The sequence below is a fragment of the Pseudomonas migulae genome (assembly GCF_043225285.1).
Lineage (GTDB): Bacteria > Pseudomonadota > Gammaproteobacteria > Pseudomonadales > Pseudomonadaceae > Aquipseudomonas > Aquipseudomonas migulae_C.
Window position 1 is genome coordinate 2612195 of record NZ_CP171224.1, and the last position, 14100, is coordinate 2626294.

The window sequence follows — 14100 nt, forward strand, 5'->3', positions numbered from 1 at the left end:
AATCACCTAAGATAATCAACACGTCTATTAAACCGATCTTCAGGCACATTGCCCCATTTCGAGCGATCGCCTATCACATCTGAAAATGCAGACAAATTATTGTCTGTCATATGTCTTTGAATAAGAGCCCTGGAATCCCCTGTGTAGTCACCTCGATAAATCAAGTCGATGGCCATATCCTGAATTCTAGGATTTGTAGAATCCCAATTCAAACGGCCGTAAAGATTAATAGCATCGGTTTTATCCGATATCCTCACAACTTCACTTTTCATGAATTCATAAATTGGCACGAACAATTGATGCTGCTGTTTCCGGGTTATGAATATTTTTCTGATTTCCGGGCTCGCGCTCTGCAGATAGTTTCTTGCGGCACTCCCACTTAAACCTTTTGCCCCCAATAGCCAACCCAGCAATGGTTCTTTAATCCCTACAGCAGCAAGATCACTTTCGGGATTAGGTCTCTGGCCAAGGTCGTAGCCTCTCCCAATAGTGACTCCAGAAACGCCTCCAGGCCAATGGACCTTCCGACTGAAATACATATGCAATGGGTTCGCCGGATCTTCCAGATCATTCCCCTCCACGTCAAATGTCAACTGGCCTTTATCGACCTTCAGCCACCTCAAATCATTGTCATCATCCACGGCAAGGGAGTTTGCGATAAATCCTATTGGATGAAAGTGATAAATCAAACCTGATTCGATGGCCGCTTTCCCGGAAAGCTCACCCCAAAAAACATACTTGCTGATCCGCTCTTTCTCATGCTTCAACGTCTTGGGTGAGGTTTCCAACAACTGATCCAACTTGCTCCACTTACCAGAGTCCGCTTTGTCCTTCCATTCGGTCGGATGATGAGCGATCAGCTTCGACCACCGTGAACGTGTTTCGGCATTTTTTAGCGCTTCCGCTAGCTCAGCTGAATCGACTTGGCCGTCGTGGTTTGCGTCAATTTTGGCGAACAAGTCTTTGAAGAACTGCGGCATGTCTTCAGGGTCAAGAAAACCATCCGCCGTAGCGTTCGTTTCTTCAACAATCTGGTATCCCAGTTTTTCCCAGTCGTGCTGGGTGATGATGTTCGCGCCTGCTTTTTGTACCAGGCCGCTGACCGGTTGACCGTCGTCAGTAACGCTTACGTTGTACCAATCTTCCGTGCCGACCTTTATCACCGGGGTCTTGCCGAGGTCGACGGCGTGATTGAGCTTCAGTGGTGTCGTACCAGTCGCCGGGGCTGCGTTCTTGAGCTCTGTTCCGGCTGGCAATTGGAGGTACTGTTTGCCTGTTTTAAGGCCAGCGAAGTTTTTCAGGAAATCTTTCACGTCCGCTTCGGCGGTGAATATTTCAACATGAACCTGAAACTTGCTGTCCGACGCGCCTTGCTCGCTGGTGAGGTTTTCGGTCTGCCCCAGATAGCCAATCGGGTCACCCGCCTTGATGCCGGTGCCAGCAACCACAACACTATCGAATTCGCTGGGCGTGACGGTCTGCCAGCTTACGCATTTATTCGGCAGTACGTTCTCCACACAGGCCCAGAACGTTGGCGGCACGACACCATTCCCCCAAAGCGCGCCACTCACTAATGTGCAGGCGGCCATGCGCTGTGTTTGATTACCGACGGTCAGGTTTAACACTTCTTTGCTGTCGAATTCGATGACGCTGTCAACGTTCAACTGCAGCGTCCCTTTAGGGCTTCCGGCGGGCTGTCCGTTAGTGGGGGTTGCAGGCGCGTCGTACAATGGCAAGCGCTTCACCAGTTTCGCTTTAACCTTGCCCTGCCAGTAGTTCGGGCGAAGACGCTCAGGCAGCAGCTCTTCCTTCCAGATTTGAGTGTTTGCGGTGTTCCTGTAGGGCACTCCATTTTTCAGGTAAGCGAACCAGATTACATCTCCAACGCCACGGGTTTTGGTCGTGCCTTTTTTTACGCTTCCGGAAAGAATTTTGCCTTTGGCATAAGTCAGCTCACCGCTCTCAGCAGTTTCGAGAATTTCCAGTTGAGTTCCATTAACCAGTTTCCCGTCGGGCTGTGAGACAACACCAGCAGGGGGGGCCGTTGGATAGGCATTGAAGTCACCGACCTTCATGGTGACTTTTTTGGCTGGCGTTTCCTCAGGGGATAAAGGGTAACGAGCGTGAGGCAACAGGTGCATGTAGAGGCTGAAAAAATTCAGCTTGTTTTGCTTACCCTTGTTCGGCCCTTCTTCTGGATTGGGCGCCGACTTGTACTCATGCCGCACCAGGCAAAAGGAATTGGAGTACTTCAGTTTTTTCGCCGTGTCGCCGTCGCCGAATGTCGACTCCAGATAGTCGTCGTTGAGGCGGTAAGCGACGACTTCACCATCGGCCATGCAACGAACCGGCTCATCCAATACGCATTGCGGCGCACTTACATTGCTGATGTGAATACCGCCATGCCAGAAGTTGTTGCTACCCAACAAGTAGTGACCTGACTTCTCATTTTCGAGTGCTTTGTAAACTTCCTCTGCGTCGGTGAACTGCTTCCCGTCAGCCTTTCGGAAGGGGTACTGGAAACTCATCAGGGGTGCAGGTCCCGCTGGAACAGCTGCTGGGGCGGGCGCTGCCGCTGGCGTCGGTTGCGCGCCTGTCCTGTATTGGGCTTTCGGCCGCAAAAACTTTTCTGGCATTGGCCAGTAACCACTACCGTCCCCATACTTGGCGGATTTCGGCCCCGACGAGCTCTGCGAGCCGAAAAAGTCACCAGCGTTCCGCTCCGAATTGATTCTTTCAATTACACCTGTGTGTCCGTTGAAATTTATCCACAGGGCAATATCACCAGCCTCGACACTCGCAAGCGGGACTACGTCGAAGTAGGTGACGTCAGTGTTTAACTGTCCCGTTGTCAGGTAAGGGATTGTGTATCCCGCATCTTTCAGCATCCGGTACAACAGACCTGAGCAGTCGATTTCCTTTCGACCATCGTTGTCAGCGTCGTTGTAGCCCTTGGCAGGACCGTATTCATATTGGGTACGGGGGTAGTTAGCCCGCTGTTCAAGTAGTCCGGTACTCATCAAAAGCTTCCTGCTTTAAGACACTGAATTGAGTTGTTAGCGAAGACACCCTGGTCCGCTAGACGGGCGACGCCGCGCGACTCAAGTCCATTTTTTTTAGCCTCCTGATAACACGCCATGGCCCGAGGAAGATCGGCAGGCTGGAGGGTACCGGTCTCATACACTTCCCCCAACCGAGTCAATGCGATATTGGAGCCCTTCCGAGCGGCATCTTCCAATGCAGTCATCGATAGTTGCGGGTTGATGCACGCGTGCTCATCGTCGTATTCACCCTCGTCGCAGTAAAAATCCGCGAGTGTCAAACCTGCATCCGGGATGCTTTTCGATGCCATCATCAACAGGTCCAGGATTTTGGTGTTATCCAGTCGCGGGGCTTGCCCAGAAAGACTGATTCCTGCAGCCGACAATGCCGCTCGCGGCGAACCGTTTTGCGCTCCGGCTAAATAGCTATCCAGTGCTGAGGCGTACAGGTAAACACCGGACTCGGGCGAAGCATGATTAGCCAGACGGTCAAACCACACACCTTTCTTCAGCTCTCGCTCACCGGGCGTAAAACTCTCCGTTCGAGCCACACCCTCTAAAACGTTTTCAAGCGACCAATCTTCGACGCTGCTCAGAACCCAGCAGTTGGTGTGTTTGAAGGCGAAAATTTTCAGAAACCCGCCCACACCGTCACGAACGATCACCTTGTCAGGCAATTCGACCTTAATGGTGAGATTCAACTCAGCGGCTTTTTCGGGAATGAGAACGCTAAGTTCAGCAGGGTCCAGTGTTTTGAGTTTACGTTTGACTACCTTTGGCTTATCACCATCGAAAACCACTCGAATCTCTTGAACGGGAGAGTCAGTAAAGGCCGTCTGTATCTCAGGTTGAGAGGCGAAAACTTCAACGAACGCTTCAAAGTCTTCGCTTGGACATTGAGCATCAATGGACGATGAGGCAAAGGCACCGCTGTGCATGCCTAAGGTCAGCAGTACGATGGAATACCACTTCACCAGCCTTATGTGTTTGTTTGCTGTCATCTCGAATCTCATCACTCAGAAAACACAAAAAAAGCCTTCGGTTTAACCTTCTCAGGCGGCGCATTCATCAACGCCTGATCCATCAAACTCCCCGCCTTATCCTTGTCCGCCGCCCCCGGCAGCACCGGCGGCTTAATCCCGATCCCACTCCCCGACCCCGCCGCCCCACCGGCATTGATCTTCACAATCGGCCCAACAACCGTCACACCACCGCCATCCAGCTTGATAAAGCTCCCACCCCCCTTGATGGTTAGCTCCGACCCGGCCTCGATAACAATCTTCGCCCCAGCCTTCAGATGGATCTCTTTCCCAACGCTGGTCAGTTGAGCGGTGCCGAGCTTCACATGCTGGTTCTGCCCAACCGTCAGATGGTCATCCACCCGCGCCTCAACCTTGCGATCAGCAATCGTGGTGCGATGCTCTTCAGCCTTGAGCTCGGTGTAGGTGTTCTTCACCACCGTGTCGTGTCGTTCATTGCCGACGCGAATCTTCTGGTCGTGCTCGATGTTTTCATCCCAATCCCGCTGGGCGTGGATGAAGATCTGCTCCGCGCCTTTCTTGTCTTCAATGCGCAGTTCGTTGTACCCGCCGCCTCCCGGTGAGCTGAGGGTTTTGATTACGCTGCGGGTTTTGTTCGCCGGCAGGTCGTAGGGAACCTGGTTTTCCTTGTGGTACAGGCAGCCGGTCACCAGTGGTTGGTCGGGGTCGCCTTCGAGGAAGGTGACGAGGACTTCCATGCCGATGCGCGGGATGACGATGGCGCCGTAGCGGTCGCCGGCCCAGCTTGAGGAGACGCGCATCCAGCAGCTGGTTTTGTCGTCGGCCTGGCCCTCGCGGTCCCAGTGGAATTGCACTTTGATGCGGCCGTATTGGTCGCAGTGGATTTCTTCGCCGGCGGGGCCGGTGACTTTGGCGGTCTGGCTGCCGAGTACGCGGGGTTTCGGGTGTTGCAGTGCCGGTCGGTAGAACACGTCCCACGGGGTGGCGAGGAAGCGGTTGCGGTAGCCCTGGTGGAAGTCGTCCTTGTTGTCGGTGGTGTCGCTGGTCACGGACTCTTCGAGGACTTGCGGCTGCTTGCCTTCGTGGACGATTTCGGTGAGCAGCCAGAGGTCGTTCCACTCGCTGCGCGGGTGGTCGGACATTTCCAGGAAGTGGCCGCTGATCAGGCGAATCTGGTCGCCGCGACCTTCAGCTTGGCGGTAGTCGGCACGGTGGCGTTCGAGGGCGCGCTGGCTGAGGAATTTGCCCCGCGCGCGGTCGAGGAAGCGGCCGGGGTAGTCGTAGTTTTCGAGGTCCGGCTCGGTGCTTTCGCCGTCAGGTTTGTACGCGGCTTCGAGTTGCAGGCGCGGTTTTTCGAAGTCGTAGTCGCGGCGGGTGGTGCGGCTGGTGCGGGTTTCCAGGCGCAGCTTGAAGCCTTTGATCACCGGCTCGTCGGCGACCATGCCGCTGCCTTGTACGTAAGCCGTTGGCTGGCCCAGTTTGCGAAACACTGTCTGGTCGTCACCGAAGACCAACAGGTGACCTTTGGTGCTGTGCTGGAAGTGGTAGTGAATGCCTTCTTCTTCGCACAGGCGCTGGACGAAGTGCAGGTCGGTTTCGTCGTATTGCACGCAGTAGTCGCGGTCCGGGCACGGCTGGCTGAGCTGGAAGCTGTAGGCGTTGCCCTTGATGCCGTGTTCTTCGAGGATCAGCGCGATGATTTTCGGCGCGGACATCTGCTGGTAGATGCGCTGGTTGGTGCGGTGATGCAGGTATTGCAGTTGCGGCACCAGGGAAACCTTGTAACGGGTCAGGCGCTTGCCGGCATCGCCCTGGGCGACGCGGTAGATCTGGCCGTGGATGCCGGAACCCTGCGGATCGAACGCGAGGAACGCCTGCTTGTGCAGGAGCTTTTCCAGGTCCAGATCGGGGTTTTCGCTGACCAGTTCCAGGTCGAAACGATACGGCTGGCTGATGCCTTCGGTGCCTATGAACGACAGCACTTCCAGGTCGCCCACATAGTCTTCCACCGTCAGGCTGAAGTGCGTCTCGTTAGCTGAGTTGAACATTGCTTGCTCCCTGTTCGGTAGTCATCCATTACGCCCGAAGTCGCAGACGTTGCAGCAAAGACGAAGTGGCGCCCATGGCGTCACGCAGTTGTGCAGCGGTGATCGTTCGATCGGCCGCATCGAAAGCCAGCGCCGTGCGCAAGGCTGGCCAGCAGTGTTTCGGTAGGTGTCGAGGGGCGTGCAGCTCGCGGTCCAGGTGTTCGTCGCGGGCCTGGGTCGAGGGCAAACGGCGGAACGGGTGTTTGCCGCTCGCCAGTTCGTAGAGCACGCACGCCACGCCATAAACGTCGGCGCTGGCGCTCAGCGGCAAGCCTTCGAGCAGTTCCGGTGCGGCGTAGCCCGGTGTCCAGGCGTTGAAGCGGTCGCGGCTCAGGTGCGGCAGGCCGGGCAGGATCCCCTCCTCGGCCTGGCCCAGGCCGAAGTCGAACAGGCGCACGCCTTCTTCGCTGAGCATCACGTTGCTCGGCTTCATGTCACCGTGCAGCACACCGCGAGCGTGGGCGTAGGCCAGTGCGTCGAGCAGCGGCAGCGCAATGTCGCGCAGTTCGTTCCACGGCAGGCCAAGTGGCCGCTCGCAGAGCAGTTTGTCCAGGGTCAGCCCACGCATGAGTTCCATGGTGATGAAGGCGCGCTGACAATCGGTGTCCACTTCAAAGGTGTGCGGGCGCAGCACGTTGTTGTGGCGCAAGCGTCGGGTCAGGGCGAACTCGCTGTAGAGCAAGGCGCTGGCGTCCGGCGACTCGGCAAATTCTTCGCTGAGAATCTTCAGCGCGATGTAAGGGTCGGGATCGCCGAACTGTTCGCTGAGCAAATCCCGTGCACGGTAAACCGCCCCCATGCCACCGGCACCGAGCAGACGCTCGAGGCGGTAACGGCCTGCCAGCACGTCCGGCAGTTCACCGACGCTGGCCTTGGTCGGCGCCAGCGCAGGCTCTGCGGTGTGCGCTTTGGCAAACGCAAAGTAAGTCAGGTTACTGGCCTGCTCTTCGCTCATCAGCAGGTCGTCGAGCGGCGGCATGAGTTGGGTCATTGGCGGATCACCACGGCTGTCAGGTTGTCCCGGGCCGAGCCACGCAATGCGCCGTCAAACAGGCGCTCCAGCGCGACGTGTGGCGCGGTCAGGCTCAGGGCATTGCCCAACGCGTCGGAGCTCAGCCCGTTGTACAAACCATCGCTGCACAGCAGGAACGCATCGCCGGGGTAGACCTCGAGTTCGAGCACGTCCAGGGTCAGCTGCTCGGCCGCCCCGACCGCACGGGTCAAGGCATGCGCGGCAGGATGCGCGCTGGCGTCTTCGACGCTCATCTGTTGCTCGTCGATGAGTTGCTGTTGCAGCGAATGGTCCTTGGACAGCTGATACAACCGCTGGCCACGCCACAGGTAGCAACGGCTGTCGCCGGCCCAGATGCAGGCCGCGCGATTGCCTTCCACCAGCAGCGCCACGACGGTGCTGCCCATGATGCTGTCGTGGCGCCCGGCGGTGACGGTCAACTCCTGACCCAGGCGGCGGTTGAGCCAGTGCAGGCACTGGCGAATGCCTTTGAGTCGTTCGTCGAAGTCATCCGACGTCGGCAATTCCGCCAGGCTGGCGACGATCAACTGGCTGGCGATGTCACCACCCTGATGACCGCCCATGCCGTCCGCGACCGCCCACAGCCCCTGCTGTGGACTGTCGAGAAAAGCATCTTCGTTGCGCGCCCGAACCTTGCCGGCATCGGTGCGCGCAGCGCTGCGCCAGGGGCTGGCCACCAGCATCAGAGCTGCACCGGCATGCGGAAGGTGCGCAACACGCCCATGTCGAACGGGTTCGGCGTGCGTTGGCTCGACAGCAGGTAGTTGGCGCGCAGGCCTCCCACGTCCGCCTTCAGCACCAGCACATCACGCCCGCTCAGGTACTCGGTCTGCATCAGGTCCAGCAGACGGAACAGCGACCAAGGGCCGGTGTTCTTTTCGATACCGATCGGGCGGCCGGCCATTTTGTCGAGGACCAGGCTGGTACGACCGTCTTCAGCATCGGTCGGCCATTTGAACGACACCGGCACGATCGGGCCGTGACGGTACTCGATGGTCTTGTCGCCGAACTTGAACTCGGACCGGCTAACCGCCGGATCGAGGGTGTACGGCTCCAGCTTGAACTGCACTTGCGGCTCGGCCGGGTTGATCGCGAAGAAGCTCTGGCGGATCACCTGGGCTGCGGCCATCTGATCGAGGTAGAGCTTGGAGATCGGCATGCTGTGACCGTCGATGCTGCGCAGACGGTAGTTGCCCGGATCGCCGCTCACGAACGGCCGCATGTAGGTCTCAAAGAACCGATCGGCAATGCCCTGGGCCTTGAAGAACTCGCGGAAGTCGCTGATCGCCACGTCGCTGGTGCTGTGGGCCGTGAACGGGTAGCGCTTGTTGATCGCCTTGCCGTAGAAGCTGTACAGCTCGCTTTGATAACGCTGGTTCAGGTACTGGTATGAATCGTTCAGCACCAGGCGCCAGGTGTCTTCGGCCAACACGTTGAACCACACGCTGACCGGACGTGGCAGGCGATTCGAGGCATTGCGCAGGTTGCTCAATGCATCACGCTGGCCGCTCATGCGGGTCTTGGCCATTTCGAAAGCGGCCTGCTCCGGTGCACTGGCACGGGCGAGGCTCGACAGCTGCATTTGCAGGTCGTTGAGCGCCGTCAGTGCCGGGGTCAGATCAGCCGCTGGACCGTTGTTGTCATCCAGCAGACGGTGCAGGGGTTCGAAGCGCCGTTGCAGGGATTTCTTCGCGGTGTCTGGGAGGTTCTTGGTCATGTCGGCGGCCTTGTCGGCAGCCGCCGCAGCCAGTTTGCCGAGCTTGCCGCCCTTCTCTGCCAGTTTTCCGGCTGCATCGGCGGCGTCTTCCGCACTGTCGGCAACCACCGGGAACCGGGTGTTTTCGCGCACTTCCACCAACAATTGCAGCACCGGCGAGTTGGCCGAGGTCAGGCCCGCCAGTTGCTCGGCGCCTTCACCGAAGTCGCTGATCGCGGGCAGTGCAACCTGGCCCACGGCTTCGCTCCAGAAATTGGCGTAGTCGCGGAAATACAGTTGCTCCAGTTCGACCATCAAGCGACGCAAGTCCATGCCGCTGATGCCCGAGCCTTCTCCCAGCACCCAGTTGTCACGCAGGAGATCGGTGATCAGTGCGCTGCCCTGAATCGAAAAATACTGCTGATAACCCTGCTGCGTGTAGAAACCCGGGATCACGTAGTCGGTGCCGACAAACAGTGCACCTTGTGGGCCCAGGTGTTGGCTCAAACGGTATTCCGGCAGATCCCGGGCCTGGTCGCGCAGCATCCGGTAAACCACGTTGGCCAGCGACTCGCTGCGCAGCACCTGACGCGCCTGAGCCACCAGTTGATCGTTCAGCGGGTAAATGAACGGCTGCTTGAGCAAGCGCTCGAAATGCGTGATCAGACCGTTCTGCACCGCCGTGTTGCCGGCGTAACGCAGGGACCAGTCAGTGGCGACCCAGTCCTTGAGCCACGCGGTGTCGCGGCGGTCTTTCATGTTCAGCATCAGGTACGCGCGCAGGCTGTTGAGCAGACGTTCGCGGTCCTTCATGTTGGCGCGGATCTGCCCTTCCAGCAGCGTCGCGACCTTCGGCAGCAATTGGGTTTCGAGCTCACGCTCGTACGCCGCACTGACCACCGGATTGACGTCTTCACCCTGATACAGACCGCCGCGTTCGTGGTAACTCACGTCGCCCTTTTTCGGGAACACCTGGGTGGCCGCGTAGCTGGTGTCGAGGGTCTTGAGAACCGCCATCGAATCATCGCGCGCGGTCAGGGCCGAGCGTTGTTGCGTCCAGGTTTGCGCCAGGTTGCGCAGGTTTTCCAGGCGTTCGTAGTTGGCCGAGAAACCGCCCGCCCACAGCAGGCCAAACAGGCCCAGTGCCGCCAACGCACCGACGTACAACGCGCGCTGCCCCCAATGGATGCGACTGCGTTCGCGCTTGTCCAGACCAGCCAGGTCGGCCTCGGGGAAAATCACCCGGCTGAGCAAGTGGTGGATGAACCGCGAACGGCCGCTGCGCAGGGTCGGCAACACACCGGCCTTGAGCCCCAGATTGGCGCCGATGCTGGCGGTGTCGGCATCCATTTCCTGGGTCAGGTACGGTGCGCTGGTCAGGTAGAAACCGCGCAGCTGGCTGACACGCTGGTAACGGTTGCCGGTAAACGCCATGTCGACGAACAGGCACAGACGCTCGCCGATCTGCCCCAACTGGTGCGGGAAGTCGAGGATGCGACCACGACGCTGGGTGTCGCGCTCCTGGTGCATGCGCATGATCACCTGACTGTTCAGGCGACGCAGCAGCTCTTCGAACTCGGCGCGCAGTACGGTGACGTCGGTGCCGCTCTGCTCTTTGCGGAAGCTGGTGCCGAGCACCTGATCGCTTTCTTCGCGGGTCAGTTGATCGAAGAACTCGTCGAAGCCGAGCAGCTTGTCTGCCTTGCTCAATACCAGATAAATCGGCACATCGACGTGCAGCTTCTGATGCACGTCTTGCAGCCGCGCACGCACCTGGCGTGCCAGCGTCTCCAGTTCCTGCTCGTTAACGCCCAGCAGCAGTTCCACGGGAATGGTCACCAGCACACCGTTCAACGGACGGTTGCGGCGACGCTTGCGCAGCAGGTCGAGCAAGGTGCTCCAGGCGCTGCCGTCGACTTCGGCATCCGCCTGGGTCAGGTAACGCCCGGCGGTGTCGATCAGCACGCCGTGGTCGGCGAAGTACCAGTCGCAATGCCGGGTGCCGAGGGTGTCGCGGGTCAGCTTGCGGTCGATCTTGTTGATCGGAAACTCAAGGCCCGAGAAATCCAGCAGGCTGGTCTTGCCGGCCCCCTGCGGGCCGATCAGCAAGTACCAAGGCAAATCGCTGCGCCAGCGTTCGCTGCGGCCGCGATACAGGCTCGACGTCTTCAGGGTTTTCAGGGCGTCCTTGAAACGCTCCTTCAATTCCTTCTGCTCTTCGTCGATCAGCTCTTCGCGGCGGATGCGGTCCTGACCGTCTTCAGTGGCTTCGACGGCTTTTTTCCGCACACCGGCGCGCCAGCTGACGAAGACCATGGTCAGGCCCCAGATCAGGAACAGCACGCTGATGGTCAGCAAGCGGGCGGTCGAGCCTTCCCAGAACTTGTAATCATCCACGGCCAGCAACGGCCCGACGAACCACACCAGGAGTGCGACGAACAGCACCAGCAGCAAGGTCCAGACCCATGTCTGACGCAGGAAGGCGCCGACTTTCTTGAAAAACTTTTTCATCACACGTCCCTGTTTACGGCTGCGACAGCGGCTGCGCCGCGGCCGGATCCAACGGCTGATAAGGTTGCAGAACGATGTCGCGTTGTTCGCCCAACACCCAGGCGAACCCCGAATACATCACCACCAGGCAGACCACGGTGAACAACACCACCATCCACGCCGGCACGATGCGCACTAGGCTGCGGCGCTGATCGTTCAAGCCTTCCCAATGCGGCGACAGTTCGCGCGGCACATCGCCGCGCAGCTGACGAATCTGCCGGTACAAGGCGTCGCGAATGCCTTCGAGTTCGAGCATGCCGCGGGCTTGCACGCGGTACTTGCCTTCGAAACCGAGGGACAGGCACAGGTACATCAGCTCCAGCATCGGCAGGTGCTTGACCGGGTTTTTCGACAGGCGATCCAGCAGCTGGAAGAACTTCTCGCCACCGAAGGTTTCGTTGTGGAAGCTGCTGAGCAGGCTCATCTGCGACCACTCGCTTTCGTTGCCCCACGGCGTGGTCACCACAGCTTCGTCGACCACGGTGCAGAGCACGTAACGCGCGGCCATTACCTGGCTGCTTTCGGCGCCGTTGTGCAGCGCGCGCACTTCAAACAGTTTCAGCCCGGCGGTCAGGCGCTCGTTGAGTGCGTACAGGTCTTCGCGGGTGGCGCTGTGCTTGAGGCGCACCACTTCCGACAGCAGGTCGGAACCGGCGGCCACCAGCGAGTTGAGACTGATATTGAACGCCTCGGCCGGGCGCAAACGCGCGGCGTAGATCATCCGCTCTTCGAGTTGTTCGAAACGTGGCGGCGCGGCGAAGTCGGTCAGCGGACTCTGTGCCGGGCCGTGGCCCTGGCGGTCGAGCAAGACGGTCTTATCGTCCTGATGGTGTTCCATGTCCTTGATCATGTCGGTCAGTTCCTGATGGCCCAGAATTTCAGTTCAAGCTCGGCGAATTCGCCGGACACGTGGAACGCGAAGCCGCCGGAACGCTCCAGTTGCGCCAGGTCTTCGGAACTGAGTTCGAGGATGAAATAGGTTTTGTTGGAGTGGAACGCGATCTGCCGCGGGGCCACCGGCAACGGTTTGACCTTGATGCCCGGCAGATGCAGGTTGACCAGTTGGCGGATGCGCTCCACCGGGCCGACCTTGAGGTGCGCCGGCAAGCGGTGGCGCAGTTCTTCGGAATCGCAGTTGGCGCTGGCCGCGAGTACAAACGACGCCGAGCCCAGCAGTTTGTGGTCGTGCAGCGGCGAGACGATGATCCCGTACTGACGCGCTTGCAGGATCAGTTCGATGGCGTGCTGTTCGAGCACCATCGACAGCACCTGACGAATCGCTTCCATCAGTTTGCGAAAACTCGCGCCCTGGTCGCTGTGCTGGTAACGGCTGTCCAGGCGCGGGCGTTTGCTGTCGCTGGAAAACGTCGCCAGGTCGCCGAGCATGGTCAGCAGCGTGCGGTACAACTCTTCCGGATGCACCTGTTCCAGGCCGAGGTAGTGACGCAGCAACAGCTCGGTGCGGTTGATCAGTTGCAGCATCATGAAGTCGCCGACTTCCGCGCCACCGACCTTGCCGTTGGAGCGGATACGCTCGGCGATGGTGTCGCCCCGGTGACCGAGCATGCTGATCACTTCTTTCAGGCACGACAGCAGGTAGCTGGAGGAATGCGCCTGAATGTAGGTCGGCACGAAATCCGGATCGAGGCTGATCACGCCGTCGGGCGTGGTGTCGAGCACGTCGCAGATTTTCAGTTTCACGTAGGCCTGATCGCTCTGCTGCTCGCCGAGCAACAGCTTGAAATCCGGGCGACCACAGCTGACCTGACTGGCGGAATCGTCGCCGGCATTGGAGTCGGCCACTTCCGCTTCGTACGCGGTGTAGCGCGCCAGCACGTCCGATTGCTCCGGACGGCGCGACTCGATGTGATTGCCGGTGACCAGCGGCAGCGCCAGGTAGATCGGCGTATTGCCGGTGTTCGGCGGCACGTCCAGGGCCAGCGGCTCGGTGTTGCCGCCGAGTTCGAACAGGCTGCCGTCCGGCAGAATCCCCGAGGCCTGGCTGATCACCAGTTTGCCCATGTTGAGGAACTGCAAGTCGATGTCGAGATTGAGGAAACCCCAGGTGTAACTGCCCAGCAACTGGGTGCGGGTTTTCATCTGGTGGTCGTAGTAGCGATCGTTGTGCTGGAAGTGCTGCGGACGCAGCAGCATGCCTTCCTGCCAAATGACTTTATGGGAATTCATGATCAGTCATCCGCCTTGGCGAGCGTTTCGTTGCTGTTGCGAATACCGGCCTGGTCGAGGGTCAGGTCAGCCTCGGTGACTTCCACCGGCGTGATTTGCACCGTGTAGCGCCATTTGGTTTCCGGCAGGTCGCGGTAGGCGGCGAGGATCCCGACGTAACGACTGCCCTCCTCCACACTGAGTTTCAACTCGATGGTTTCGCCCGGGCGCAGTTCGAGTTCTTCGCTAGCCACAAGATCTGGGGCCAGGGATTCCTTGGCGCGCTCGTACAGGCTGAAGAAGTCGGCGTTCTCGAATGTCACCGGGTGCTTGAGCTCGAACAGACGCACAACAATCGGCGACGGGCGCCCGTTGAGGTCCGGGTTCAGCTGATCGCTGCCGGTCAGCTTCAGGTTGACCTTGGTCACTTTGGAATACGGCGACAGCGACGAGCAGCCAGCCAGCAACACCAGCATCGCCAGCGCAGTCAGCATCTTGAAAAAAGCGGTCGAGCAGCGAGACATGC

The 14100-nt window shown here is 59.2% G+C and carries 9 protein-coding genes; all 9 read right to left on the minus strand.

From position 1 onward, the window contains the following. Window positions 1–2: 2 nt before the first annotated feature. The 9 genes from ACF6ZU_RS12145 to tssJ are packed head-to-tail and all read right to left on the minus strand — an operon-like array spanning window position 3 to window position 14098. Window positions 3–3020, minus strand: a complete 3018-nt coding sequence (locus tag ACF6ZU_RS12145) for a hypothetical protein (protein WP_392892686.1) — start codon at window positions 3018–3020, stop codon at window positions 3–5. Further along, window positions 3020–4042 (minus strand): sel1 repeat family protein, encoded by a 1023-nt coding sequence (locus ACF6ZU_RS12150; protein ID WP_392892688.1) that lies wholly within the window; start codon window positions 4040–4042, stop codon window positions 3020–3022. The genes ACF6ZU_RS12145 and ACF6ZU_RS12150 overlap by 1 nt, the downstream gene beginning before the upstream one ends. Window positions 4043–4053: 11 nt before the next feature. Then, the gene (tssI, locus tag ACF6ZU_RS12155) at window positions 4054–6090 is read right to left on the minus strand and encodes a type VI secretion system tip protein TssI/VgrG (RefSeq protein WP_392892690.1); all 2037 of its coding nucleotides are present in this window, start codon (window positions 6088–6090) and stop codon (window positions 4054–4056) included. Window positions 6091–6118: 28 nt separating this feature from the next. Beyond that, window positions 6119–7120, minus strand: a complete 1002-nt coding sequence (locus tag ACF6ZU_RS12160; RefSeq protein ID WP_392892692.1) for a serine/threonine-protein kinase — start codon at window positions 7118–7120, stop codon at window positions 6119–6121. Beyond that, window positions 7117–7845 carry a PP2C family protein-serine/threonine phosphatase gene (locus ACF6ZU_RS12165; RefSeq protein WP_392892694.1) on the minus strand — a complete coding sequence of 243 codons (729 nt, stop codon included), beginning with the start codon at window positions 7843–7845 and terminating at the stop codon, window positions 7117–7119. Before ACF6ZU_RS12165 ends, ACF6ZU_RS12160 begins: the two co-directional genes overlap by 4 nt. Then, a complete protein-coding gene (gene tssM / locus ACF6ZU_RS12170) occupies window positions 7845–11369 on the minus strand; it encodes a type VI secretion system membrane subunit TssM (RefSeq protein ID WP_392892696.1) in 3525 nt (1174 codons plus the stop codon). The genes ACF6ZU_RS12165 and tssM overlap by 1 nt, the downstream gene beginning before the upstream one ends. Before the next feature lie 13 nt (window positions 11370–11382). Beyond that, complete coding sequence (gene icmH, locus ACF6ZU_RS12175; RefSeq protein ID WP_392892698.1) at window positions 11383–12258, minus strand: type IVB secretion system protein IcmH/DotU; 876 nt, start codon at window positions 12256–12258, stop codon at window positions 11383–11385. Between the two features lie 5 nt (window positions 12259–12263). Continuing rightward, on the minus strand, window positions 12264–13595 hold the full coding sequence (gene tssK / locus ACF6ZU_RS12180) for a type VI secretion system baseplate subunit TssK (protein ID WP_392892700.1): 1332 nt from the start codon (window positions 13593–13595) through the stop codon (window positions 12264–12266). A gap of 2 nt (window positions 13596–13597) precedes the next feature. Then, window positions 13598–14098, minus strand: a complete 501-nt coding sequence (gene tssJ / locus ACF6ZU_RS12185) for a type VI secretion system lipoprotein TssJ (protein ID WP_392892702.1) — start codon at window positions 14096–14098, stop codon at window positions 13598–13600. Window positions 14099–14100 lie beyond the last annotated feature (2 nt).

What these genes read in the sequence shown, in the direction of transcription:
- ACF6ZU_RS12145 (WP_392892686.1), bottom strand. Translation starts at nt 3,020, where the DNA reads ATGAGTACCGGACTACTTGAACAGCGGGCTAACTACCCCCGTACCCAA.
- ACF6ZU_RS12150 (WP_392892688.1), bottom strand. Translation starts at nt 4,042, where the DNA reads ATGACAGCAAACAAACACATAAGGCTGGTGAAGTGGTATTCCATCGTA.
- tssI (WP_392892690.1), bottom strand. Translation starts at nt 6,090, where the DNA reads ATGTTCAACTCAGCTAACGAGACGCACTTCAGCCTGACGGTGGAAGAC.
- ACF6ZU_RS12160 (WP_392892692.1), bottom strand. Translation starts at nt 7,120, where the DNA reads ATGACCCAACTCATGCCGCCGCTCGACGACCTGCTGATGAGCGAAGAG.
- ACF6ZU_RS12165 (WP_392892694.1), bottom strand. Translation starts at nt 7,845, where the DNA reads ATGCTGGTGGCCAGCCCCTGGCGCAGCGCTGCGCGCACCGATGCCGGC.
- tssM (WP_392892696.1), bottom strand. Translation starts at nt 11,369, where the DNA reads ATGAAAAAGTTTTTCAAGAAAGTCGGCGCCTTCCTGCGTCAGACATGG.
- icmH (WP_392892698.1), bottom strand. Translation starts at nt 12,258, where the DNA reads ATGATCAAGGACATGGAACACCATCAGGACGATAAGACCGTCTTGCTC.
- tssK (WP_392892700.1), bottom strand. Translation starts at nt 13,595, where the DNA reads ATGAATTCCCATAAAGTCATTTGGCAGGAAGGCATGCTGCTGCGTCCG.
- tssJ (WP_392892702.1), bottom strand. Translation starts at nt 14,098, where the DNA reads ATGTCTCGCTGCTCGACCGCTTTTTTCAAGATGCTGACTGCGCTGGCG.